General features: G+C 40.4%; 21 protein-coding genes. All 21 read right to left on the bottom strand.

Annotated features, from left to right (window positions below):
* Positions 1-32 precede the first annotated feature (32 nt).
* The 21 genes from E7276_RS02550 to E7276_RS02450 all read right to left on the bottom strand — a co-directional run bounded on the left by E7276_RS02550 (position 33) and on the right by E7276_RS02450 (position 26,915).
* Positions 33-1,673, bottom strand: a complete 1,641-nt coding sequence (locus E7276_RS02550) for a hypothetical protein (RefSeq protein ID WP_294213360.1) — start codon at positions 1,671-1,673, stop codon at positions 33-35.
* Positions 1,674-2,597: a glycosyltransferase family 2 protein gene (locus E7276_RS02545; protein ID WP_294213358.1), complete on the bottom strand. Its 924-nt coding sequence runs from the start codon at positions 2,595-2,597 to the stop codon at positions 1,674-1,676.
* Positions 2,598-2,610: 13 nt separating this feature from the next.
* A complete protein-coding gene (locus E7276_RS02540; RefSeq protein ID WP_294213355.1) occupies positions 2,611-4,497 on the bottom strand; it encodes a hypothetical protein in 1,887 nt (628 codons plus the stop codon).
* A gap of 3 nt (positions 4,498-4,500) precedes the next feature.
* Complete coding sequence (locus E7276_RS02535; RefSeq protein WP_294213352.1) at positions 4,501-6,765, bottom strand: YfhO family protein; 2,265 nt, start codon at positions 6,763-6,765, stop codon at positions 4,501-4,503.
* Positions 6,766-6,890: 125 nt separating this feature from the next.
* Positions 6,891-8,594 carry a glycosyltransferase family 39 protein gene (locus E7276_RS02530; RefSeq protein ID WP_294213351.1) on the bottom strand — a complete coding sequence of 568 codons (1,704 nt, stop codon included), beginning with the start codon at positions 8,592-8,594 and terminating at the stop codon, positions 6,891-6,893.
* Between the two features lie 171 nt (positions 8,595-8,765).
* Positions 8,766-9,308 (bottom strand): hypothetical protein, encoded by a 543-nt coding sequence (locus E7276_RS02525; protein WP_294213348.1) that lies wholly within the window; start codon positions 9,306-9,308, stop codon positions 8,766-8,768.
* Positions 9,309-9,481: 173 nt separating this feature from the next.
* Complete coding sequence (locus E7276_RS02520; protein WP_294213346.1) at positions 9,482-11,068, bottom strand: aldolase catalytic domain-containing protein; 1,587 nt, start codon at positions 11,066-11,068, stop codon at positions 9,482-9,484.
* 21 nt (positions 11,069-11,089) lie between these two features.
* A complete protein-coding gene (locus E7276_RS02515) occupies positions 11,090-11,734 on the bottom strand; it encodes an acylneuraminate cytidylyltransferase family protein (RefSeq protein WP_294213342.1) in 645 nt (214 codons plus the stop codon).
* A gap of 62 nt (positions 11,735-11,796) precedes the next feature.
* Positions 11,797-13,206 carry a hypothetical protein gene (locus tag E7276_RS02510; protein ID WP_294213340.1) on the bottom strand — a complete coding sequence of 470 codons (1,410 nt, stop codon included), beginning with the start codon at positions 13,204-13,206 and terminating at the stop codon, positions 11,797-11,799.
* A 57-nt stretch (positions 13,207-13,263) separates the two neighbouring features.
* Positions 13,264-14,229, bottom strand: coding sequence for a glycosyltransferase family 2 protein (locus E7276_RS02505; protein ID WP_294213337.1), 966 nt, complete (start codon positions 14,227-14,229; stop codon positions 13,264-13,266).
* 102 nt (positions 14,230-14,331) lie between these two features.
* Entirely contained in the window at positions 14,332-15,162 is an 831-nt protein-coding gene (locus E7276_RS02500) for an NAD-dependent epimerase/dehydratase family protein (protein ID WP_294213334.1), read from the bottom strand.
* A 252-nt stretch (positions 15,163-15,414) separates the two neighbouring features.
* Positions 15,415-16,494 carry a hypothetical protein gene (locus E7276_RS02495; RefSeq protein ID WP_294213332.1) on the bottom strand — a complete coding sequence of 360 codons (1,080 nt, stop codon included), beginning with the start codon at positions 16,492-16,494 and terminating at the stop codon, positions 15,415-15,417.
* On the bottom strand, positions 16,491-17,453 hold the full coding sequence (locus tag E7276_RS02490; RefSeq protein WP_294213330.1) for a GNAT family N-acetyltransferase: 963 nt from the start codon (positions 17,451-17,453) through the stop codon (positions 16,491-16,493). Before E7276_RS02490 ends, E7276_RS02495 begins: the two co-directional genes overlap by 4 nt.
* 10 nt (positions 17,454-17,463) lie before the next feature.
* Positions 17,464-18,627: a glycosyltransferase gene (locus E7276_RS02485; protein WP_294213327.1), complete on the bottom strand. Its 1,164-nt coding sequence runs from the start codon at positions 18,625-18,627 to the stop codon at positions 17,464-17,466.
* Between the two features lie 242 nt (positions 18,628-18,869).
* A complete protein-coding gene (locus tag E7276_RS02480) occupies positions 18,870-20,093 on the bottom strand; it encodes a glycosyltransferase (RefSeq protein WP_294213325.1) in 1,224 nt (407 codons plus the stop codon).
* Positions 20,094-20,191: 98 nt separating this feature from the next.
* Complete coding sequence (locus E7276_RS02475) at positions 20,192-20,962, bottom strand: AglZ/HisF2 family acetamidino modification protein (protein ID WP_294213323.1); 771 nt, start codon at positions 20,960-20,962, stop codon at positions 20,192-20,194.
* Between the two features lie 9 nt (positions 20,963-20,971).
* Positions 20,972-21,583, bottom strand: coding sequence for an imidazole glycerol phosphate synthase subunit HisH (gene hisH, locus E7276_RS02470; RefSeq protein WP_294213321.1), 612 nt, complete (start codon positions 21,581-21,583; stop codon positions 20,972-20,974).
* Positions 21,584-21,759: 176 nt separating this feature from the next.
* Complete coding sequence (locus E7276_RS02465) at positions 21,760-22,917, bottom strand: N-acetyl sugar amidotransferase (RefSeq protein ID WP_294213318.1); 1,158 nt, start codon at positions 22,915-22,917, stop codon at positions 21,760-21,762.
* A gap of 296 nt (positions 22,918-23,213) precedes the next feature.
* Complete coding sequence (locus E7276_RS02460; RefSeq protein ID WP_294213316.1) at positions 23,214-24,575, bottom strand: sugar transferase; 1,362 nt, start codon at positions 24,573-24,575, stop codon at positions 23,214-23,216.
* Positions 24,576-24,661: 86 nt separating this feature from the next.
* Entirely contained in the window at positions 24,662-25,699 is a 1,038-nt protein-coding gene (locus E7276_RS02455; RefSeq protein ID WP_294213313.1) for a winged helix-turn-helix transcriptional regulator, read from the bottom strand.
* A 136-nt stretch (positions 25,700-25,835) separates the two neighbouring features.
* Entirely contained in the window at positions 25,836-26,915 is a 1,080-nt protein-coding gene (locus tag E7276_RS02450) for a Gfo/Idh/MocA family protein (RefSeq protein ID WP_294213311.1), read from the bottom strand.
* Positions 26,916-26,919 lie beyond the last annotated feature (4 nt).

The following is a 26,919-nucleotide window of genomic DNA, read 5'->3' as shown; positions in this document are numbered from 1 at the left end:
TTCCTCTTTTTCTCTCCCCCTCTATTTCATTTCTAAAGATTACTACACCACTCAGCCAAATCTATATAGTTTTGGTCTGCATAGTAAATCGAAATATCATTCTCTTCATATACCAACTGATATTTATCCAAAAGCTCCGCTGGTGCTCCTGGATTCTCCGTAGCAGTAACAATCATAGTTGTGCCTGCATATTCTGTAGTGTCGTCGTAATAACTATAGTCACCGAAATTACTATACATGTCACCTCTTGTAACATTTTTATATACTCGGCTGTAATCCTCTACGCGGATAATCTTCTCTGCTGGTGTTAGTTCCTCAAAATCACTCCAAAATACAATAAGTCCTGGATTATACTCCTCTACTACTGCAAGTATTTCCTTCGTCCTAAACTGACTATTATCGGCACATGACAAATAGTAATCAGAAAATAAATCCATAAATACCATTGATGCAAATAGTGCAACAACACCACATCTCTTGAAAAAGCTATCTCCAAGCTCTTTAAGGAAGAACCCTACTAGGAAAAATGCTCCTATAAGTGCTGTAATCAGATATCTAGCGCAGAATATATCTCCTTCGCCACCTAATCTAGTGTCCACGATAGAATATTGTAAAAACGTAACTGCAAACAGTACCACCAACATAAGTCGCACCTGATACTTTTTGCCATCGAAATCTCTATCTTTTATCAGCTTAACGACATTCCAAGCAATTGCTATTACAATCACGTAGAAGATCACTCTGCCAAAAACATATGGTAGACCATTGATTGAAAAAGCACCTCGCTCAATGCCTGTAGCAGGAACTGCGCCAATCAAAAGCATAAAGCCCTCAATCATCTTGCCAATATTCGAAAAGATATTTGAAGCATCAGTCCAGTTGTAACCACCATCCTGATATGATAGTCCCATCACACCACCGATAGCACGACCAATAAACATAGCTGCTATTGTTAAATATGCAATAACTGCCTTCCAAGATATTAATACCTTAGGCTCATTTTTTATCCATGCATAAACAATCACGTATGCAATTAATGGGATTCCGACCCAAGTCAGCATACCTAGTCCCTTGCATACACTTAGATATGCGCCAAAAACTATGGTAATACCGCTTACTACAATAGACTTTTTTTCAATATTTTCAATGGTAAAAATGTATAGAATTAACAGAAAAAACAACTCAGACATGTTTTGAGCTGCCATAAATCCATTTACACAGATAAAATAGCCTAGATCATTATTGATATTAAATCCTGAAGCTAAGTATGGGCATAGGAACAAATTAACAATAACAAATATATGCCAAATCTCGAAATCTAAATTCTGACCGATTTTGTATATCACAAAAGCTGAAAGCAATGTGATTACCAAATTTGCAATGGCGTATGCTGTATATACATTTCCTGTCAATCTATACAAAGGAGCAACTAGCAAAAATATTCTCTCTACCAATGGTTGTGTAGTTGCATGAAGCAAATCAGTCGGAAAGAATCCTCCATTGTCTCCAATCACCATTGCCTTGAGATACTCCCATGAGGAGTCTATTGTCATATGCTCAGGTGCCTTTAAAAAATTGAAATAGCAAGTAATCAATAACTGACACGCAGCACATGCTATTAGCATGACTGGTAATACATATTTAGTTTGGATATACTTTTTCATATTAGTCATTTATTTTTCTTCCTGTACCAAGTAAATAGGTCTATCCTTTGTCTCCAAATAAGCTTTCGCCATGTACTGTCCCAAGATACCCATGCAAAGCAACTGGATACCAGAAACAAGTAGGATGATACATACCATTGATGGCCAGCCACCTGTTGGATCACCATACACTAACGTCTTTACAATAATTACGATTATGAATAAGAATGCCACAAGGCACATGATTAATCCAAATACTGACGCAAGAATCAGTGGAGCAGTACTAAAGGCTACGATTCCATCAATTGCATAAATAAATAACTTCCAGAAGGACCACTTAGTCTCTCCTGCCACGCGTTCTACGTTTTCAAACTCAATCCATTTACGTTTAAATCCTACCCAACCAAATATACCTTTGCTGAATCGGTTGTACTCACCCATAGAAAGAATAGCGTCAGCTACTTTTCTAGTCATCATCTGATAATCTCTAGCACCGTCAACAATGTCTGCACTACTGATTTTGTTCATTATTGAATAGAATTTTCTAGCGAAGAATGAACGAATTGGTGGCTCTCCTTTTCTATCTACTCGACGGGTAGCAACAACCTCATACTCTCCACTTTCCAAATCAGCAATCATCTGAGGAAGTAATGCAGGTGGATCCTGTAAATCAGCATCCATCATTACAACATAATCCCCTGTTGCTTTCTGAAGTCCGGCGTAGATTCCAGCCTCTTTACCAAAGTTTCTTGAGAATGAAACATAATGTATTCTCTCATCCTTAGCACTGAGCTCTCTAAACACCTCTAATGTTCTGTCCTTTGAACCATCATCTATAAATACAAACTCAAGCTCCACTGGAAGCTGATCCTGCATATCGCAGACCGTCTTGTAAAATATAGGTAATGATTCTTCCTCATTGTAGCAAGGTACTACTATTGATAGTTTCTTCATGATTATTCCTCTATTAATTAAGTCTCTGAAGCGTCTCTATCGCTCCATCCACTGCATACACAGTGTTATCCTCTATCTGGTCATCTCCATCAAATAGATAACCGAAATTCTCTCGTAGCAAATCTGCCACATCACTTGTAGTAACAACGTAGTCGCTGTTATCAATCTGATTCTGGATGTCCATCTTTGTCTCATCATCTGCCTCGAGACCTTCGATGCAGATTTCATTCATGTTATATTTGTAACCAGCCATGTAGTCAATGATGGCATTTTTCAATCCATCATCTGTTGCAAATACCATTAATACGTCTGAGCCCTCGTCGCAGTTTTCCAGTATTTCTGCTGTGACAGCATCATACTGCATTCTCACTGCCTGTGAGCTGACAGCACCATATCTGATCATCTGAGTCTGTAGTGCCTCTTTGTTGCAGGCGATTACCATGTATAAAAGTAATGCGCTGGCAATTAGTTTGTATACTGGTTTGAACTCATAGGTCTCCACCAAATACATGAACAGCATCCAAAGTAATAGCAATCCAAATAGCATTACTATACCAATGTATCTGCTGAAGGATGCTAAGTTAACTGCCTCATATTCGTTAAATCTAGCAATATAAAGTGGTAATAACCCAAGTGAATATCCATAAACTAATAATACCGAAAATACAGTAACGGCACTGGCTTGGATTACAGAAATCTTATTCTTTAATTTTAATCTAATAAGAATGTCTACTAAAAGTACAATGAATAGCACAATTAGCTGCCAATAATTGAATCCAAAGATTCCCATTGGAATAGTTGTGCGCTCCATTGTAAGCTTGTAGTTCGTATATACGATACTACGATAGGTCTCATCTGTGCCATTTAATACATCAAGCAGCTGCTGCAATTTAAATGGCTCTGAGAACTTCACTGGTACCTTTGCAAGTGTGATTTCAAGCTTCCACAAATACTTGGCAATAATACTATCCACCAGCGGCGCAATTGCAATTAATGTTGAAAATACACCAATTTTGAAAGTTCCCTTTTCCTTACGGATGCGATAGACGGCATCAATCAAATATACAGTTGCTACAACAATAGCCATGAGTGCACCTACATCCTTTGTAAGCACCAGCATCACGCAGGCTAGGTCGATATAGGCTGTGTATAATAAATCCTTTTTCTCACAGGTCACAATAAGTGCCATGGCAGACGCTGCTGCAATAGCAAGATAAGGATCCACATAAACCGAATTGTAGTACTCACCAAAGAATACTATTGGAAGAATTAGAAGCGGTATCCACAAGAGTATCTTTGTGATTACGTCTACTATTTTCTTCCCTGTGCATTTCACAAATGGAAGCATTGTAGCTACTGCCATCACCTGATATGCGAAATACACCTTCCACTCAGCGTAAGCATTTGCTCCAAATAAATAATCTAATCTAATTAACAGATACTGGAACAGTGACATTCCCGGTGGATATGAAGCAAATGGAGCATGAGCTGCTGCATTTGTTCCAAAATCATCAAGCTCAGCCATAGTCCTAACGATACTCATCCAATGTGAGAACTCATCTGAAATAGTAGCAAGCTTGCCATAATCGATGTAAATGATGATTCCAACAACCACCATAAATACAAATGTAGCTGGTGTGATGATGTTATCTATTACTGAGCTTAATGTAGTCTTCTTTTTAACTATGTCATAAATAGTAATGCCATAAAATGCCACAGCAGCCATCATCACCGCTATAACACCTACGAACAGTATGGAGCACAGTCCAAACAGGAAAAGCACGCCGACTATCGAGGCACAGCTAATAAACAGTGTGTCCTCAAATCTCTTTTGATATTTCCCTGCCAAAAATACTGGCAGAGCCAATAATATAATCAAAAATAATAGTATGGTTATCATATTTTACTTGTTACCTCCCCTTTTCTTAGTGAAAGCCACAAGTGCAATAAATGCCACCCATGAAATGGCTGATATAATCATTCCAGCTTTAAGTCCTGGAGTGTAGTACGTAAATACGATATCATGCTGTCCTGCAGGAACCTTTATAAGCATCATGCCTCCAGAATAAACGATATCCGTCTTTTGTCCATCGATAGTGGCTGTCCAACCATCATCAAATGGGACGGAGAAATACACCCAGGTATCCTCATCATAGGATGAAGTACACGTCATGCCATGCCCGTCCAGTGCAAAATTGCCAACTGCTCTAGCACTGTTCTCGCTGACATAATCGCTAACTGAATTTTCTACATCAATATCCTCAGCTGTGTTCTCAGCTAAGTCATCAGCCAACACACTAGCATCCTCTGCTGTCACAACTGCAGAATCAAGCAAAGCCTTTCCTCTGAGGCTCACATCCAGCTTTCTCAGCTCATCCTCAGTAATATATGAATCAACTGCAAATCCGATAGGACATGCTTCTCTTTCCATCAAATAATAAGTCCAATAGCTGGTCTCATAGGTAGCCAAAGCTGATGGGGCATCTGCATCATTAATTGAATAATAGTATTTGCCACCAAGTAGCTCTGACAATCCCTCTACGGAGTTTTTATCAATGGCTGATACGCCATCATAGAAATCAAATAAATCCTCGAAATAGCCTATGCTATTAGTATCGGTAGAGCACTGATTTGAAAATCCAGCAACTGAATTGACCATGCTCATGAGATTGTATGTATCGCTAAGGCGATACTGTTCGTTAGGCAGCTCAGTCTGCTTTGCAGCCTCAAAGCGTCCTCTGTATATTTCCATAGAAATATACGAATGCTTGTAATAAACAAATGTAGTTAAAAATGTGGTACCAAGGGCAAATAATGCAGTTGCCACAAGAGCCACTTTATAGATTTCCTTTTTGCTTTTGCCGATAACGAATACGGCGATTAGCCCAACTACCTCGATTGCGATATAAACTAACAGCTTTTTCCTATTAAGTACAAGCGAGCCCACCTCGGCGATTACTGGATTGAACTCGAGCACCAAATAAAGAATGGCGATTAACACAAGCTGAGTAATCACACCAAATCTGATGTCGTACTCTTCTCTATCCTCTAATACCCTGATAGACGCTAATGCCATCATCATATCAAGCATAAACCACCATCTCATCTGTGATGAAGTATAGAGGAAAAATCCATCACTAACTAATGGCACTAGGCTGCCTACTAGTAGGAAAATTATAAGAACAGATAGTCTGTCTCTATTCTTTTTGATATAAGCAAAAACAAGGGCAAGACCAACTAATGGCAGGCAAAGTCCAATGCTGTGGAATTTCTGCTCATCAATAGCACTAAGTGAGGTCATTGCCTCTGCAGGCAAGAGCATATTTTTCACAATATGCAAAAAGTATTTTGGCTCCTGAATCAAAAGCTCTGATAAAACAAACTTTGTCTGGCTTCTAGGATTGCCTGAGATGAATAAAACACTAGGCAAAAACAAAATACATGCCATACCAACAGCAAGTACGCCGCTGCCGATACATCTAATAGTTCTATTTACAAAATCCTTTACATCGATTGTACCAACCAATCTAAACAAATAGTAGATAACTACAAAAACGCACTCTCCAATAAAGAAGTAATAATTAAGCAAGCAATTGATGGCAAGGGTAAAGGTCAAAAACAGATAACCCTTTTTCTCACGGATAACCCTCTCCAGTGCTATAAGCACAAGCGGAAACAGTGCAATAACATCATGGAAATGATAGAAAATCAAATTGATAGTAGAGTAGCCTGAGAATGCATAAAGCACAGCTCCCACAACCGCCCATTTGCTTTCCTTAACAAACATACGCAAGTATGCATAGGCAATCATGCCTGCCACTGCATATTTGAGCATGTATATCCATGCAACCATATATGGGAACCATGTCTTTGGAAAAAGCATTGTGATCCAAAAGAACGGACTGCCAAGCTCATAAAAGCTAAATGCATCAAGTGTAGATGTGCCAAGGTCCACATCCCAGCTAAAGCCAGATAATCCACTTTCAAGCAAAGCATTATGAAGTCCCACCGTAAATGGTATCTGCTGGTCATTGAAATCATTGGTCAGTACAAAGAATCCATTTCCGTGTACAATAAAAACTATTAACGAAAAGAAGGCTAATATAAAACATATTAGCCCGGTCTTTAGTATTTCTGTATTCGATTTATTATTTATGTCATTAATCATTATTCATTACCATCATTTCTTCTTGTTTTCTGTAAAAAACAAAAATTAAACAATCTAATGAATTTTATCATATATGGTATATCTTATCAAATTTCAGCTGGTTTTTAAGGAGAGTTATCCACATATTACCTGCCCAGCAATACGAAATCTCCACCATATGCAATTTCATTTGTGTATGTGGACATCAAGTACTTTCCTGTGTCCCCCTCAAGGAACATCTCGTATTTATCATTGCCCTTGTCTAAAAGGAGATAATCTGCCTGATTGTCTGGATTAATCTGGTAGTAGTCAAGGAGCTTGGTATTCTTTTGAGTTCTAGCGTATACAGTATATGTGCCCTGCCAGCTGTCACTATTAATATAACCTGTACTGTTGCTGCCGAAAGCCACCAATAGCTTGCTGCCTTCTGGTATGTACTGAGTCACCAGCTCATAGCAGATCTGATTCTTCTGGTAATCCTCAGGGAGCAAGGCGATGCCTTTTAATTCTCCCTCTGTGACAATATATCTTGTGGCAAGTACGTCAGAGTATCCACCATTGTGCTCTGGCACCCAAAAGCCCATGAAAAAGGCTGCCACTGCAAGGATGGCTGTAACAAGTCCACCAAAGGCTTCCTTTTCATTAAGCATAATTAGCAAATCAGCAATAACCACATACACTGCCATGTGTCCTGGCACTGTGATGTCCTGGTTTGTGGAAACAGCCCATATGAGCTGGGTGGCTGCTGAAATAATAAAGGCTATCCAAAGAATTGTTTTAGCCTCGCGACGGCCGCTATTGTAGGCTCCGATTTTGGTGTAACCGCTATCTTCTTTTTCCGCAACTAAATATGGGAACCAGAAGAATAAAATAAGTATCGCATATACGAATCTAGAAGTAGATATTCCCTCGGGTCTGAGGACGCAAATAGCAAGGAAAAATACTATCCAGTATATTGTAAGGAATGTATTTTCCATTACTGATGACAGGTATCGGAACCTCCTAATTAGGACTACTGCGAGGATTGGTAAGTAGGCTATTACCGCAAACACTACATAGCTGCCAAGCATCACACCAAGCCTATACCACATAGGATGCTCGTAATCCTGATCTCCTAGATTTGATATCTGACTAATAATATTGCCCCAGCCGGAAGTAAACTGTAGGTATAGGGCAAATGCACCGCCTATTACCACACAAGTAACCGAAAAGCATAATAGTGGCTTAATATCAAACTCGTTTCTGTAAATGCCCACTACTAACAATACACCTATTAGCACTGCCATTATAATCATAGTTGGGTAAGCAAGTATCGCAATACAAGTGGCTACTGCTGCCAAAACAAAGAAATAGTTTTTTCTAGTCTCATGATATCTGACAAGGAAACAGATAAGCAGCATCACAGCCATTTCGCAATATGACTTATATGAGAAATTTCTCCATACCACTACAAACATATAGTAGAAAAGTGCTGATAGATAAGCGCCCTTTTCAAAATCTGTTCTCTTGATGGTGTAATACAAATATCCTGCTACCATAAGTCTACAGATAACGTAGCAAATACGCATAAACAGGACTAGACCAATATTTATACCACCTGCTGCAAACATAGGCGAGAATACCTGATAATAGAGTGCCAGCAGCGGCCATGCCAATATGCCACCTGTCTGGAGTGCCTCCCAGCTATCAGTAAACATATGCTGTCCTTGATAGATTCCCTTGTATATTACAAGCAGTCCATTTTCATCCACATAGTAACCGCAATTCAGGGTAAAAAATGACCATATTAAAACACCTATTCCGATAATAGCCAATATAAAATTCTTTTTATTTTCAAAAAATCCAACCATAACATTCTGCCTTCGTTTTTATTGTTTACATTCTTCTCTATAATACCCTATAGGATATTTCTATGGCAATTATTTGGATAAAAAAATAGTGCCTGAGCATTTCGCCCAGGCACTGAGAAATCCATTTTCATGGTATTTACGGATTTAGTTTTTTTGATAAAAAAGTAAATCCTACTTAATTCCAAGGTTTGGTGCATATGTAGCTGTCTGAATTGGCCATGCGCCAGCCTTTACCTCTGTAGTAGAACCTTTTACAAGGTCGTATACTGAGTAGATTGTGCTTGCATGTGCATAAGCATCAGCAAGTGTAGGAGTAACTCGCCATGTCTGCTCTTTCTCGTGTGTTGCATAGTACATGTAGTATGCAATGATATCATCGCCGTACTCAGATCTGAGGTCAACATTACGTGTAGCATAAACGTCTACGTTGAATACTGCACTAGGCTGTCTCTCTTCCCAGATACCACTGTTGATGAAGTGAGAGAACATTGTAGCGGCATCATCTGTGCCAAGAGTATCAACTACATCACGATATGTCTTTGCATAGTATTCTGCATCAAACATAGTGTAAATAGTCTGAATCTCCTCGTCAGTTAAGTCTCTCTTGTACTCGTTAGCGCGGCTAGCAGCAAGTGAATTGAATGAGAATGCTGTGAATGCGATAACAGTAGCTAATGCAAGAGAAAGAATCTTTGTAAGCTTGAATTTCTTCATAACTACCACCTTTCTGATTTTCAGTCCTGTAAAAACCTTTAATGGACAATTTTCTATTATGAGTGTAGAACATAGATATGTCCAAATCAAGTATTTATTCTGAAAAATAGGTGAATTTTTCAACTTTTAGTTACGAAAAAGGATAGGTCATTTTCGACCTATCCTGAATAGTTTTACTCATATTTAGATGGAGTAATAAATTCTACATTAACTCCCTCAGCCTTTACCTTTGCAAAGAACTGCTTGTAGTATTCATTTCTCTTCTGAGCTTCCTCCGCATTGTAAGGATGTCTCATGGATGCATCGAAGTAGTTCTCATTGATATCTACTGAGAATCCATCAAAGCCTGCAAGCATAATCTCCTTTACTTCGCATTTACGAAGTAAGTTCATAGCGATAACAGATGCAGAATCGTGTGTCTGCTCATCTACCTCAATCCACTTGCTGTAGTCGAGAACCATTACGTTTCCTCTACCACCCTTTGATATGTTAGATGGTACGATTACATTTTTGCCCTCTGTTACGGCGTCATTGTATGCCTCTGCTCTAGTGGTGAGAATGTAATCAAGAGCAAGGTCGAAATCGTTGTTAAGACCGATTGTAAATACTGAATCGTCAGCAACGTAATTCTTAATCTCGTCCATTGCACCGGCAACGCTGCGACCTGGTGCTAGCAATAGTACCTTCTTGCCTGCGATAGCTGACTTGATGTCTGCTACTACATTTGCATCATCTACTGTTTTACTCTTGTTGTACTCGAGGTATACTTCCTCAGCGTATGCCTTGTCGAAGGAAATCTTTTTCTCCTCAGCAAGACGTCCAAGTAACTCACCAACCTGGTCGATTGGGAGCATATGCTTGTTGTAGAAGAAGCTAGCATAGCTTGGTGTACAGTGGTTTGCTGATGATAAATAATACTCTGGTGCATAACCCCAGTAGAATTCGTCGTGGAGCTGATTGATTACCTTGTCCATTACATCGAGAAGTGGTGGAACATTATACTCAGTGCCATAGAACAAATTAAGATGCTCTAAGAGCAACTCTGTGTTAAGGTTACCAGCGCCCTTGCCCATACCCATGATAGAGCTATCAAGCATGATTTCTCTAGTAGTAGGGAATTGAAGCATTGAGATAGCATTTGAGTATGACAACTGCAAGTTGTTGTGTGAGTGGAAACCAAGTGGCATTGAGCTAACCAAATTGTGGTCAACCAAATTCATGATTCTCTCCATATCGTTTGGTCTCATCTCACCAAAGCTATCTACGATATAAAAACCGCTGGCATCTGAAAGCTTTGTGTTTACTGTTTCAATAAGCTCTAAAAGCTCAGCGTCTGAATAACGCATTGTAATCATTGGCTGGATGTAGAACTCGTAGCCCTTTTCCATAATGATTTTGGCAAGCTCGATCATATTGAAACGGTCCTTCTTGTGGAAGGCCATTCTGATACCATCGATTGTATTTTCATTTCTTGGTGCCAGATTTTTAACATCGAATTTACCGTAATCAATCATTGCCACGTACTTAGCACCTGGCTTTTTGTGCTTGAGGAAATTCTTTGTAATAACCTGGTCATTGATATATTTGGTACGTCCCATTTCTGAGCCGTCCTTGTCGTCGATGTAACCCATCTCGATAATATCGATATTGGCTGCCTCCTGGGCTGCAAGGATTTTCTCCATGTAGTCTGAGCCAAAATTGAAATCATTTACACAACCGCCATCACGAAGTGTTACATCTAAAACTCTAATTCTACTCATTAATTGTAGCCTCCATTAATCCTATAAATCTATCTCTACGAGTCTTTCAGCTAAAACGAAATCCTCAGGATTATCAATATCTACAGCTTCCTTGAAGGAAACCTCACTAACGTATGGATTGTCTCCGATACGTCTACGCTTTTTCTCAAATACTTCCTTCGTAAATACGTATACTCCAGAAGTCTCCTGGTAAATAGGAGTGAGATCCTGTGTTCTTGGAATATTCTGCGCATCGAAATTAAGTGGCTTGCCATCCTGCCATAAGTAATCCTGTAGCTTGAGTGCGCAGAATGCAGAATCATGCTCACCTGATTTAACTGCCTCGATGCAATTCTTCATAGTCTCTACTGTAATAAATGGTGCGGTGGCATGTGCATATACATAAATATCTGCATCCACCTCATTCATGAATGTCTCAAAAATCTGTGTGAAATTGGAAGTAGGTAAATCAAGTACCTCAGGTCTTTTGATGAAATTAACACCCTCTGGAAGGAAAGGTACTACGTCCTCTGAGCTGCAATATACATTGATGCTATCGCAAAGTCCAGTCTCTTTAAGGCTGTCAAGCTCATACTGTAAAAGTGGCTTGTCCCCAAGGAGTCTAGTGTTCTTGCCTGGGCATCTCTCGTTTTTTAGTTTGATAGGCATTATTGCTACTATTTTCATTTTGTTTCTCCAATAGTCCTTTGGCTTCTCGCTGACTAAACAATTAGTTTGTCTGCAAGAGCTTAAATAAATTCTTTAATAAAGCTGCAAATGTTGTCCATGGCATTTGGTTCAAAAATGCTCTCTGGGTCAACATAGGCTTCTTTATGATTTTCTATAACGTCGATTAGCTCATCAGCTGTTTTAACAAGTGGCACGTTTTTCTCCTTGATAAGATATGCCATATTGTAGCCTGTATCTCCGATATCAAGAAGTATAGAACCGCAGCCAAATCCAATGCTCTCCCATACTGATGCGGAGCATGTGCTGACAGTGATTTTGCTCTCTGCTAGGTATCTGAAAATGTGGTTGTCTATTGTGTCAATTATTTCAAGCTTTGCGCTCTGTAACCAAGGATATTTCTCTTTATAGAAATTGAATTCCTGTGGATGAAGCTTGTAGTAAATGTGGTACTCATCACCAAATCTTTTAGCCACCTCTGCTGCAAGCTTGCTAATCTCTATACCCTCGCGGACTGTAGAAATAAAGCAAATAGTTTTGTCATCCTTTGGATATTTCTCCTGATATTTGCTACGTTCTCGCTCGAAAAATGGGAAGCCCACTGTGCGAACCTGCATATCAGAAGGCATGTGGATGATATTCTCCTGAGTGCGGCTGAAAATCAGATTGTAATCAGGCAACACGTCCACATTGTCCTCTGGATTGAACTGCATAGGTGTGTGTCCTGGGAACGCGAAACCGTGGCTGTACTCCGCAGTTGGGATGCCTCGTTCCTTGCCAAGGGCACTATACGCAAAGCACTCCATAGAATAATAGCAAAGCTCCATGATAAGCTTTGGCTGAACTCTATCTAGAATCTTTCCACAGAACTTTTTATTAATCTCATAGTACATCATTCTATCTACGAAGCCCTCTACAAGCTCTTCGTAAAGGTCCGGTCCGAATGACTCTTGGATTTTTTTGAAGATAGGACCATATGACTGCTCTACAGCGTTGGTGTAGTCCTGTCTCTTTTTTGTATTAAATTTCTTTGAAAGCTTAACTGCTATATTTGTTTTAAAAGCAACTCTATCTGTAAAGAACACATTGTCCATGCCGTTAGGCTCTAAGTGCTTGTGCTCGTCTGGATGCTCTAGCAATATACTATTAAACTTTTTAGCAACCTCATCAAAGAAAATATTCTCATATACGCCTGTGTCGATATTTCTATTGCGACGGCCGTCTGCAACAAAAATCACATCTGCCTTTTTCCTAGGAAGTGGCTTCATGGCGTTAAGTGCCATTTTAAAAAGCTCACTTTTTTTGAAAGCAGACTGCTGACCTGTCTCGTAGCCTACAGTGTGCTTTTTGATAGCATTGTGAATCTCGTAGCGATACAAGGTCCAAACAGGAATATTGTATATGCGTATGCTGTTGCATTTGTGTTTTCGTTCAAATTCTAGGAAATTATTTATATTAGGATCTTTAATCATATCTACTCTTTCTCAATTTCCAATGTAAGCTTCGCTTACTAGTACACAAAAAGATGACTAGTCATCTTTTTGGCACATTTCATAAGTTTTCTCGCTGATGATATAGCGTGGTCTCTGCTTGGTCTCCATGTAGGTCTTACCAACGTACTCACCAATAACACCAAGGGAAATGAGCTGCACGCCCCCAAGGAAGCAGATGGCAACCATAAGGCTAGACCAACCTGAATCTGTATTTCCAAGGAAATGCTGTACGATTGAATAGATTAAAAGTACTAAGCTGACAAATGATACAAACACACCCATGCCTGTAATCATTCTGATAGGCTTGACACTGAGTGATGTGATACCGTCAAATGCAAGGGACAGCATCTTGGAAAGTGGATAGTGGCTCTCGCCTGCAATACGCTCATTACGTGCATAGTAAACGCTAGTGCTCTTGAAACCTACAAGTGGGAACATTCCTCTAAGGAAAAGGTTTACCTCCTTGAAGTTTGCAAATTCATTAAGAACGCGGCTAGAAACAAGACGGTAATCTGCGTGGTTGAATACAACCTCTGCGCCCATGCCATTTAAAAGCTTGTAGAAGCTCTCAGCTGTGAATCTCTTGAAGAATGTATCTGTCTGGCGGCTATTACGTACTCCGTAAACAATCTCACAGCCATCTGCATAAGCATCAACCATTTCATTCATTGCATTAATATCATCCTGACCATCGCAGTCGATAGAAATAGTGATATCACAAAGCTCCTTTGCTTCCATGAGACCAGCAAGAACTGCATTCTGGTGACCGCGGTTACGGCTCTGTGTGATACCTACAAAGTGCTCATCCTGCTTTGCCAAATCCTTGATGATTTCCCATGTCTTGTCCTTAGAACCATCATTTACGAACATGACACGAGATTTATCGTCAATTTTATCTAAGTTTACAAGCTCCTTGATTTTGTCTAAAAACATAGGAGCTGTAATAGGAAGCACCTGCTCCTCGTTGTAACATGGAATTACAATGTACAAAATTGGTTTCATAATTAACCCTTTCTCTCGCCAGTTACACTCTCAAGCCTTAGATATTTCCTTCGGTCACTAAAATGTTCCCTTCGGAAACACTAAGAGCTTGATAGTTACTGGCTATTTATAGTTCATCATTATCTTGTCTATCTTAGACGAGTCGCCCCAAACGGCCTTCGAATCGTATGGACGATCTGGGAAGGTGCCATAAGCTAGGCTGATAGAGTATCCGTTGTCTGTGATGAATTTCTCAACGCGGTCAGCAAGCTTCATCGGATGACCTGTGCAGCATTCGATGATGCCAAGGACCTCATCCTGCATGCTAGCCTTTGCAACCTGCTCACAGAACAAATCATAGTCTGTAAAATCAAACTGATTCTGACCTGTTGTAAATGGGAATGTCTCATCGCCAGCCTCTGCTGCTGCAGTAAGCTTTGAGAAAATGCTGCAGCCCTTGTGAGTATTACCAACAATGTAGTAGCCTCTGAGCCACTGAAGTTTTACTCCTGTCTCCTTGCAAATAAGCATTGTAGCCTGTCTAAGGGCATTTTTCGCGATGCCGTAAAGTGACTGTGGAGCGCATGGTGTCTCTGCCTTGATGCAGCCCTCCATAAAGCCTATCTCATGCATTGTACCCATTACACACATTTTTCTGATGCCGGCACGGCACATTTTCTCTATAAAAGCATAGTGCTTTGGTAAATCATTCATATGATTCTCAGATGCATGTCTGAATCCGTCACGCCATGCTAGATGAATCACAACATCAGGCTTCTCAAAAAAGCCATATGGATCCTCAAGTGTAAACAAATCTGCATCAATCCTCTTGGCACGAGAATCAACATCGTCAGTATGAAAGTCTGTGGCTACGACCTCAGCACCTAGGTCTAACATAGTCTTAACTACACCCTGACCTATATAACCATTAGCACCTGTTACTAAATATTTCATTTATATACTCCTAGTCCGCCAGTTACGCTCTCAATCCTTAATAATACTCCGCCTACGGGTATGTAAGCTTCGCTTACTAGGCCACAAAATTACCTTGCATTTGCAAGGATAATTTTGAACCTTTCTTCGACTAACATGTCTCACTAAAGGATCATCAAGAGATTGATAGCTACTGGCTCATTTAAAAATATATATTTAAATAATAATCTACTCTATTAATCATTAATCAAATATACCGTAACTACGATGTGACTACCTGAAGAGGTTATCTATCCAAGCGTGGATGCTGTAGCGTTTGCGCATGCGCTCGTCCTCGGCATATGGCTTGTCCAGCCAGTCGGCGTCAGGGAGCTTGAATGCACTGTAATCTCCAGTTTTCTCAGCCTCATCAGCCTTTGCAGCCAAATCAGTGAGAATCACATCATTAGTCTCATTATAGAACTCATAGTCCTTTAAATATATGTTATTTGTAACTAACTTTCGCTTGATTCCAAGAGTCTCCATTGTACGCATTGTCAGACCCTGCTGTTGCTCATGTGCCAAATCAAGGACAGCCTTTGAGTTTTTGCAAAGGTCACGGATTGCCTCTGGAGAAAATGGCTCGAAGCTAACAATGTCCATATCTAGATTCTTCACTAGCTTTGGATCCTTTAGCTTTTTGCCACGATAAACGCTAGGATTTAAATATATTTTTAGGCAAAGCTTTTTGTCAGGATTAGCTTCCTTGAAAGCTTTGAAATATCTGTATCTAAATGGGAAAAATGCTGAAACACTGACGTAATCATACTTGTAGTCAGTAGGCATCTCCAATTTCTCAGCATCAAAATCGTCTGAGTAGAATAATGGGAGTAATTCGTAGCCCATGTCAGAGTTTGCAGCGTCAACTGAATCAAAAGTACCTCTCCAGTCGAAGAGCTGTCCGATTTTACCTGCATGGCGCATATTCTCAAATGAGTCCCATGAGTAGTAAATGGATTTGCCGCCAGCCTTTAGGGCTTTTAGCTTGATATCATTTACAAACTGCTCATCTAAAACATTACCACGGATTACTAGGAAATAATCGTAGCCGCCAGCTGGCATCTCTGCCAATATTTTCTCTGTAAGCCTGCGGTTGAACTTGCCAAAGGCATCCTTTTTATGGAAGATGCTCTCCATGTTTTTCATAATAAGGAACTTGGTCTTTTCTGGCTCCTCATCATAGAAATGTGGATTGGCACCTCTAGCTATCAGGTCCTCTTTCATTTTAGACTGATAAGCGTAAAACTTTGGCATTACTATTAATATATTTTTATTTTGTAAATCGACCTTGTAGTCAAATTCTGTCTTTATCATAATCTTGAAATTGCTTCTTCTGCTTCTTTTCTAATAATGTCTGGGTTGAAGACCTTGCGGAAACGATAATACTCCACTGGTCTACCCCCGTACTCTCTAAAGCTGTGATTGATTTGTTTTACAACACTGCCTTCAAAATCGAATTTTAATCCCTTTTCATGGGCTAATTTGATTCCCTCGTAAACCAGTGCCTCGTATGACTCGAACTTGGCATATTCTGGCATTGGACCGCCTGCATCAAGATAAACAGCGTCGTCATCCCAGCAAAGGAATAACACCGACATTACGTTATCATTTTCATCATAGGCTGCTATAACCTTGCCAGCCTCATGCTCATATGCTGCTGCATAGAGACTCTTCCACTGCTCACGAGTGAAAGGAACAGGGAGGTCCTGTTTTGCAAAAATCTTCTCGTGCTCTGTGTAGAATGTATCTGCATCAATCTCTCCAATGCGGCAAAGATTCTTTTGACCCTTGCGGATGTTACGGCGATATTTATTGGTAATACCAGCCTCTACTTTTTCCATATCACTTGTATCCTCGATAACATAGGTAACTCGTGGATAGATAGTATATCTCCTCCAGAAATATGGAAGGAAATTCTGGAATCTGTACTGGTAGTTCTGCTCGTATAAATCAAGTCCCATAGACTCGATGAAGTCCATGGCTGCATTACAAATCTCTTCCTCATATGCCTGAATCTTGGCAATGTTCTGAGGGGCCTCTTTGTAATTGATAATGAGACCATTAGTCTGAGTGAGAGGTGGCTTAGTGATACGTCTCACGCCATTTTTCTCTTCTAGGTAATATGGCATGGCAGCGAAAACATTACCGCCCTTTTCATAGATCCATACATCCCAATTGTCTGCGCCGATGATGGCGTCTAACCACCATGGCTGAGAGTATATACATACGTATACCTCTTTACAAAATTTATCAAATAATTCCTTGTTAGTCATACAACTTCCTCTATTCAAGTGTATAAATTCTTCTGGCGATTACCTCGTAATCGAACTGAAGCTTAGCAAAAGCAAAGGATTTTGCCTTTTTCTGCTCTAATACCATAGGATTCTCGGTGATTGTTTTGAGCACATCCACCATATCCTCCACTGTATCAACGAAGAAATAATTGTCTCCGCCGCAGTCGCTGTAGGTCTCATCCTTGTAGGTGGCGTGTGGGTAGGTCATATTGACACATCCACAGCAAATAGCTGTCTCAAATGTAGATGACTGCCCGCCTGGCTGACAGTATAGGTCAACGCCTGCCAAGAATTTCTCGATTTCCTTATTGACCTTCCAGCCCATGAAATGAATACGGCTGTTGGAATCCAATAATGGTCTAAGTGTAGACTCCATATCCTTTGGAATAGAACCAAAAACAAACAGTGCAAGTCTTGGGTCATCTATCTGATTGAATGCCTGGAGCAATTCTGCTGTACGCTTGCCAGCCTCCAGCTTACCAGAGTGAGCAAGAATGATTGCATCCTGTGGAAGTGCAAATCGATTAATGATATCCTGTCTGGCTTCCTTTTGCTCATCAAGAGAATAAATGATGCCACCAAGAGCCATGAATTCCATTTTCTCATCAGGAATATCATAGATATCCTTGAGCCACTCCTTCATCTGGATTCCGATGTAAAGGACCTTGTCCACCTCTGGCAATGCCTTGTGAACAAAATGACCGTGGATATATTTATAAAATGCCTTGCTCAGTGGTGTCATAGCCGAATTAGTGTAGTCCTCGTGGCTATCCATGAAGAACAAGCACTCTGGATGTTTCTTGCAATAGCTTGCAACATCCATCATCTCGTAACCACAAACACCATGGTAAAGGATTGTGTCTGGGGCAATCTCGTTAAGGTATTTTTTCAGCTTGCGGCACTTTTGAATCTTCTCTGTCCAAAGATCACTGAAAAATACTCGGTCGTATTTGAGTCTGATGAGGCGAGCACCATTTTCCATGATGCGGTCCTCCTCTGGACACTCTACAAGCTTGCTGCCCTCGTAGTGGTAGACATCCGTGATGATTGTAACATCGTGGCCGTCCTTCACATTCATGGCTATCAACATATTTTCCTGATACAACATGCCCTCAGTAAAATGTGAAGGCATGCCTATATGCAATATTTTCATTCTTAATTTACTCCTCGTATTTGTTACGTTCTCAGACTATTTACATAGCACCTGTTACGCTCTCAAGCCTGAGATATTGTCTTCGTCGACTGACACGTCTCCTACGACAACACTCAGAGCTTGATAGCTACAGATGCAAATTTTAATTTCAAATCGTAACAAATACTATTTTAAATATAAATAATAATTATATTTATGGTTTTCATAAATATTGAATAGTAGCATGCAGCATCGTTACTTGGCTAGTTGTTGTATACAGTCAAATAACGTTGGTACATGACACGGTTGTCGTAGTTTTCTACGGCATAGGCACGGATTTCGTCTGCGGATAGGCCACGGGCGAGCTGTGAATCTATTGCCTGCTGCAGTGCCTCGATGGTGGCGGCGTATTTTACGTCGGCGTCACCGGCTATGTCCACCTTTACGAAGGTGCCGTAAGGTGATGGTGCAGTTTCCTTTGTGCCACATTCGTCAAGCCCTACTACGGCTGTGCCACAGCAAAGTGCCTCGATACATGTGGTAGGGAAATTTTCTGCCTTAGAGCATATTATAAACAAATCCGCCTCAGAATACCAACGAGCAAGCTCGTCCTGGTCCTTTGTGCGAGCAATTAGCTGAACATTTGCTGAGTGACGTTTTGTCTCGTTAGCGCCTACAAGCACGAAGTGTGTCTCAGGCATAGTCTCTGCCAAATCTAAAACCATCTGGCCGCCCTTGCGGACATCCATGATAGTAGGGGCAACAGCAAGAATCAGTCTAGCGTCTGCTGGTATGCCATACTCTGCTCGCAGGCTCTCATCCTTTTGTCTAGGATAGAATATGCCGTCTGTGTCTATACCATTATGAATAACCTGAATATTGTTTTTATACAGGTATGTTTCCTTTGTTTTATCTGCAAGCCACTTTGAAGGTGTCACAATAGCCTTTAGATTAAGGCCTTCCATGCTCTGCTTTTTCTCTGAAAGCAGCTGTGCAGTCCTATCAATACCGAGTGAGCTAACATACTCGTGCAAATATGGGCAGTGTCCACAGCCGCTCTTGTACTGCTGGCACTCGTATGCGAATCCGCACTTGCCTGTGTACATATATTCGCAGTGGAATGTCCAAACTACTGGAATCTGCTCCTGTTTTAAAAACTCTAGGAGCTGCCCGTGATTAACAAAGTATGCATGCAACTCGTGTATATGAATCAAATCTGGTTTGAACTCCTTGATATACTCAATCAAGCGAGCCGTAGATTTTGGAGAATAGCAGCCGTTTTTGCCTGTGATGCGTGCGAGGGCTGCATGCTTTTTGGTCTCCCAATCCAAACCAAACTTGTAAATGCCTGGTTCATCTATGACATCTCCACGGCCATATGCTATTCGAGCCTCATGACCGTCTGCGTTGAGGCGGCGGTAGAGGTCGTAGACAATTTTGCCTGTGGAGCTGTATTTGCAGTTAACATCTATTAATAGAATCTTCATATTTTCTCTAATAAACGGGAAGACACACTATTAAAATTTTGCTTCGCAAAATGTGAGTGTGTCGTGGCAATCAGGTTCTTCCCGTATACGGGTCCCTCCTAATTGCTATATATCCCTGCCTTAGTCAGCTCCTCTTCGGTAGGTGCTGTAATCAATACCGCCTTCAAACGACCGTAGAATACGAACATGCTGCCTCCGGCTGCTGCGTGAGCGTGACCGTTTTCCAGGGCGTCCTTGAGGTCTGAGATACCGCCGGCGCCTCCGCAGGCTGTTACAGGGATGCTGACAGCCTCAACTACTTCATTGATGAGCTTTGTATCGTAACCGGTCATCATTCCATCTCTGTCAATGCTGTTAAGGAAAATCTCACCTACACCAAGCTCCTCCGCATGCTTTGCAAGCTCTACTGGAGTCATGTCGATGACTTTTGTGCCGTCGCAGATGACACATTTGTATTTACCCTTTACAAGCTTTGCATCGATTGATGCCACAACTGACTGGGAACCAGCAAGTGCTACTGCATCCTTAACGAGCTGCTCATCCTCTACAAGGCTTGTATTTAAAACTACTTTCTCATATCCGATAGCAAGAAGCTTTCTTACCTGATCAAGAGTCTTGATGCCGCCGCCATATGACAATGGCATAAATGCCTCAGATGCCATATCTGTAAGCAACTCAAAATCTGGCTCGATTCCCTTTTTGCTGGCAGAGATATCAAGAACTGCCATCTCATCAATACCCTTGCGATTGAAAATTTTCAGGGCGTTGACAGGGTCGCCAAGGTAAGTTGGCTTTTTGAAATTTATTGTTTTAATCAGGTCTCTATCATCAATCAAGAGAACTGGAATAATTCTTGGTCTATTAAACATAGCTACCTCTTAGCACTTTTTAGTGAAATTTTCTAAAAGTCTCATTCCGAAATCGTGACTCTTCTCTGGGTGGAATTGCACGCCGTAAACATTACCTTTGTTTACTGCACAAGCAAACTCATAACCGTAATCACAGGTCATCATAACATCCTCGTCATTCTTACAAACTGCATGATAAGTATGAACAAAATAATAACGCTGGCGTCCCTCAATACCATCTAAAAGTGGTACATTTTTCTTGAACTCTACGATGTCCCAACCCATGTGAGGAACCTTGAGATTCATCTCTGCTGGGATATTAAATCGCTTGCACTCAAAATCTATAAGACCAAGTCCTAGGAGTTCACCCTCCTCAGAACCATTTCCAAGAAGCTGCATACCAAGACAAATGCCAAGGATTGGCTTGCCGTTTGCTGCCTCCTCTTTGATTAGGTCAACTAAGCCTGTTTCGTTGAGCTTGCCCATGCCGGCGTCAAATGCGCCAACTCCTGGCAAAATGATTTTGTCTGCGGCTTTGATTTTGTCTGGGTCCGCAGTTATTACACTTTTTTCACCTATAACCTTTAGCATGTTTGCAATGCTGCCTAGGTTTCCTAAGCCGTAATTTATAATTGCTACCATAATATCTCCTATATACTGGAAAAAGACCAACACTCATTCATATTTCCCTCACTTCGTTCAGAAAATATTCATGTCGTTTTGGTCCTGCAATGCAGGATAATAGTAAATAAAAATATTCTTCATTCTTGCAAGCAAGATTCATCATATTTTTATTCACTATTACTTTTTCCAGTCCTTTAGAACCTCATGTTACGTTTCTCTATACCCAATAATTTACAAATCTTTAATCCTAGACGAATCATCCACATAGAATTCTTGTAATCGTCTGGGGTGTGGGCTGGGGAATTGATGATTTCGTCGAATTCCTCTGTTGTGATGCCAAGCTTCTTTGCGATGTATTCCTTGTCCTGCTCCATCTGGTCTGTGTCGTATGGATTGGTCTTGAGCTTTTCAAGAGCCTCCTCGCGAGTCATAGTGCCAGCAAGAATCTGAGTAGAATACACATTTTTTCTGGTATCGAATCCAAATTTATATGGTAAGTAGTATCCCTCGAAGAATCGAGTAAATACATTCTCGTAATGCTTGTTCTCGTACTTAGTCCAGCCGTATTTCTCGTGAAGGAAATCCTCAGCCTTTGCCTTATCGTAAACCACGTAATCAAGTGGGTAGAATCTCTTCATGCCGTAGAAATACTTGTAGAGAATTCTATATTTCAAAATACCACACTGTGGGTATGTCTTAAGTGGACGTTTTCCGAATTTCTTGTGAATATCGTTATTCATTCGCTTGTCGTTCATGTAAATCCACTCTACTGGTGGGCGAACGAACTCAGTACTATTATTCGAGCCTGTAAGAACCCATTTAATTTTATGTTTTACTGCGTAATTATAAAGAGAAGCGAAAATAGCCTGATCCTGTGGGGCATCGCAGCTACTAATACCAGCTTTGAACATAGAAAGCTGGAAATCGCTCATCTCCTTCCAGTTGATGACATCAGTGTACATATCAAGGTCCATGCCCTTGACGATTTTCTCGATATTCTCAACAGCTACATTGAGATTCCAACCTGTGTCTACAACGTAAATAAGAGGACGAAGGTGCATTACCTCCTTGGCTATGTATGCAAGGTAAGAGCTATCAGCTCCACCTGACATACCAAGGATGCAATCGTAATCCTTGCCCTCTCCATCCTTGCGAATCTGAGCTGCAACTTTTTCAAGCTCCTCTCGATTCTCTTTATTAGGATTCCAATATGGCTTTATATTTTTCTCAAAGTTGCGACAGTGGTCACAGACACCCTGCTCATCGAATTCGATCATCGAATCCGTGGTGTCCATGACGCACTGCGTACATCTCTGAAATTCTCTTTTAATCTTAGGAACATAAATTGGCATAAATACCTCTACTCCGCCTGTTACGCTCACAAGTTAATCTAAACTCTACGCTGGTTACGGAAACAATACATACGAATATTTTTCTCATCGTTTATCGTCGACTTCGTCTCCTGACACTAAAAAATTCCTTATAGTCATTTTTTAGTATCATTTTTTCACTATACTCTCGAAAAATACCCGTATTTATTGTTTCCTACCAGCTTACTCTTCTAGATTATCTATAGAACTACAAGCTCATCTAAATATTTTATTCTCACTCTAATCCAAACAACCGAGAATTCCATCGGCTGTTACGATTATTTCTGCTCATTATCCAACTCAGCCAAAATTTCATCGGCTGTTACGACTTTGTCGAAGCCTTCGGTGCTTTCTTTCTTGAAGACGATTCGGATGGTCATGAGGACCAGCTTTACGTCGAGAAGGAAGCTATAGTTTTCGATGTACATCAGGTCTAGCTTGATTTTGTCGTAGGCTGATGTGTTGTATTTGCCGTAGATTTGGGCGTAGCCGGTGAGACCACCTTTTACCTTGCTACGGAACTCAAATTCTGGAATAGCAGCTGTGTATTTGTCTACGTGCTCAGTACGCTCTGGGCGTGGACCAACAATGGACATGTCTCCCTTGATGATGTTGAAAATCTGTGGGAGCTCGTCGATACGTGTAGCTCTGATTACATGACCTACCTTGGTGATGCGGTCATCATCATCTGTGGCTGGGCGCTGCTCGGCGTCCTCAACCATGCTTCTGAATTTGAGAATGTCAAATACTTTGCCATCCTTGGTTACACGTGCCTGCTTGTAAAATACTGGACCATGATCCTCTAGCTTGATTGCGATAGCAACGATAAGCATAAGTGGCGAAAGCACTACTGCTGCAATGATACAAAGCACCAAGTCAAAGAATCTCTTTACAATAGCCTGCTCTGGTGTGAGACCTGTAGTATTAATCATCACAAGCGGTGTATCAAACTGGTGGATACCCTCGCCACCACCGATGATTACGTCAGAAATCTTTGGTGTAATGTATGTCTCGATATTGTGCATGTAGCAATATTTCAGTAAATCGTTTCTCTGCTCAGCACTAACGTCTGAAATAACAAGTCCATCATAATTATTAAGCATTTCAAAAATGGCGTCCTCGCCCTCATCGATGCTGACAATTTTTTTAATATTGTAGCTGTCTGCGCGAGTATCCATTTTAAGCTTCAGCCCAACCGATTCTTTGTTGCCATATACCATCAGAAGCTTGCTAGCCTTTGAGTAGCGTTCATATATTGCAAAAAATATGTAAACGCACACAAGGGAAACTGCAAAATCAATAAGCGACAGCCATACTAATGGTTTTATTGGTATCATTGCATTTGCCATAAGGCATAACTGAAAATATGTGACCCCATTAACAATAAGAATTGCAATCCATTGGGAAAACAGTACATCTGCTATTTTTAATATTCCATACTTGAAGCCCTCACACAAATGTATGATAACAAGCATAAGTACAAAATATACTCCCATGAGCACATATTTACCTTTTCCAAGGAATGGGAAAAAATATGCCTTATCAAATATCTTGTACTTCCACATGAAGTAATATGCAATTGCCATAATAACGAGCTCGATTACACTCTCTATCTTTCTAATTGTATTTTTATTTTTCACCCTTTTATCCTTTAATCCATCATTAAATAAATCAATCTGTAGTGTACTCAAAAAGTGTCTAAAAATCAATTTCTACTATTATATCACTAATAGTTCCAAGCATTCACTATTTCTCCAAATCTAGGCAGAGATAATTCCACATAGCCATAATCTGATGTATCAATTAACCCTTTTTCCAGTAATCGTTTCCTATATGTGGAAAAACTGCTTGAAGTATTACCAGTAGCTGCCTGAACCTCGCTAGTCTTCATTCTGCCATTATTCCGTGCTATAGCCGATAACACTTTTTTATCACCTTCTGATAATTCCGACCAGATTTTTTCATAAACAAAATCTTCCATCATACTATCAAATCTCGGAATTAATCCATTCAGGTCTTTATTCTCTTCCCATTTGATATAGCCAAGAGTTTGGAAGGCATATGGATACCCCTTGGTAAAACGGGCCATTTCTTCTGCTTCTTCACTAGAAATGTTGAATACCTCTTTATAATCATTTGCCATTCCAACTATACCGAGAGGCTTTAAATCTATTCTTGGTGTTCTATATAAAAATGTAAGTGTATTTTCATTCTGGAGATTTCTAATATTCTCAAACAGACCTGTCATTAGTAAAAATACTGGATAGTCCTCTCTGACAAATGTCTGAAATGCAGAAGCAAACTCAATCATTTGCTGATTCTTAACAACTTCATCAATAGTGATTAATACTTTTTTATTTAACGTCTTTACCACATTGAGCATTTTTAATAACTGTACTTCTACAGTGGCTGCCGGCTTATCTGAAGTGATTGATGCACTCATATTGAAAAGAGAAATATTAATGTCCGCCTTTTTAAACGGTGCTTCTAACACTTTATACATGCACAAGTGAGATGCAAATCCATCAAGTAAATTAGTATTTGGGTTCAGTGGGACCGATATCCACTGGGAATCTTTTACCAACTCATGCTCAATATAAGTCATGGTAACTGTCTTCCCTGCACCTCTCACACCTGTAATCATATATGCCTGAGTGGAAGGGCTTTCGCTATTAAACGTCTCAATTACTGTATTCACCTGAGATGATCTGGATATCAACCTTGATGGTTCTTTTCCAAAACTAATATTAAATGGATTCGCCATAGCACACTCCTTTAATAACTTTTAATAACTTTGTCAAAGTTTAATAACTTTTAATAACTTTATTTTAGTTTAATAACTTTTAATAACTTTGTCAAATAAGTAGGCACTTCCCCATTCATGGAAAAGTGCCTCCGAATTACTTATCAAATCTACCTACAAAGTCCATTGTGCTGCAGTCCTTCATTGGGAACTCAACTGATTCTCCTGTTGCAGCTGATTTATAAATTGCAAGAACCATCTCAAGAGCGCGGCGACCTGCCTCACCATTTACATATGGCTCTCTATCATTCTCGATAGCATCAATTACGTCTCTATAAAGCTTTGAGTGACCAAAACCGTATACGTTTGGAGGAAGCTCTGAGCACTCCTTTTTAACCTGCTCTGGATCATCAACATAATCAGCGAAATTCCACTCCTCAAGAAGGTTAACTGCGTCACCGCCGGCCTTTACTGTACCCTTGTCGCCAAAGATGTAAAGTGTCTCCTCAAGGTTCTTTGGATAAACATTTGTAGTACCCTCGATGATACCGTAGCTGCCATTAGCGAACTGAACGAGAGCGATACCAAGGTCCTCTGCCTGGATATAGTTGTGCTTTAATCTGTCAGTCATACCAACAACGCGGACAACATCGTCTCCCATCATCCAACGGAGAAGGTCGATATCGTGGATACACTGATTCATAAGTGCACCACCGTCCTGCTCCCATGTGCCTCTCCAAGCAGCTCTATCATAATACTCGTGGTCACGAGCCCATCTGATGTGAGCTGTACCATATAAAAGACGACCAAAACGTCCCTTCTCAAGGGCCTCTCTAATCATCTGGATTGACTTGTTGAATCTGTTCTGGTGGCAAGCACAAACCTTGACACCCTTTCTGTGACCAGCCTCGATGATTGCATCTGCATCTGCAAGTGAAAGTGCTATAGGCTTTTCAATGATGACATTGCATCCAGCCTCGATACAATCAAGCGTTATCTGTGCATGCTTTCCTGACTCTGTAGCGATAGCAACAAGCTCAGGCTTTTCATTTGCAAGCATCTCCTTGTAGTCTGTGTATTGCTTTACATAATTTGCGTCTAAATCAAATTTCTTGATTTTGTCTAGTGTGTTTGCTAAATCCAAATCGCACAATGCCACCAAATCAAGTCCTGTCTTCTGAGAAGCTACTACGTGGTTTGGTGAAATTCTTCCACATCCAATAATTGCGTACTTCATAATT

Origin of the sequence: Pseudobutyrivibrio sp., assembly GCF_015057185.1 — a bacterium.
Classification (GTDB): Bacteria; Bacillota; Clostridia; order Lachnospirales; family Lachnospiraceae; genus Pseudobutyrivibrio.
The sequence above is the reverse complement of the archived record's forward strand: the minus strand, read 5'-3'. Positions and strand labels throughout refer to the sequence as shown.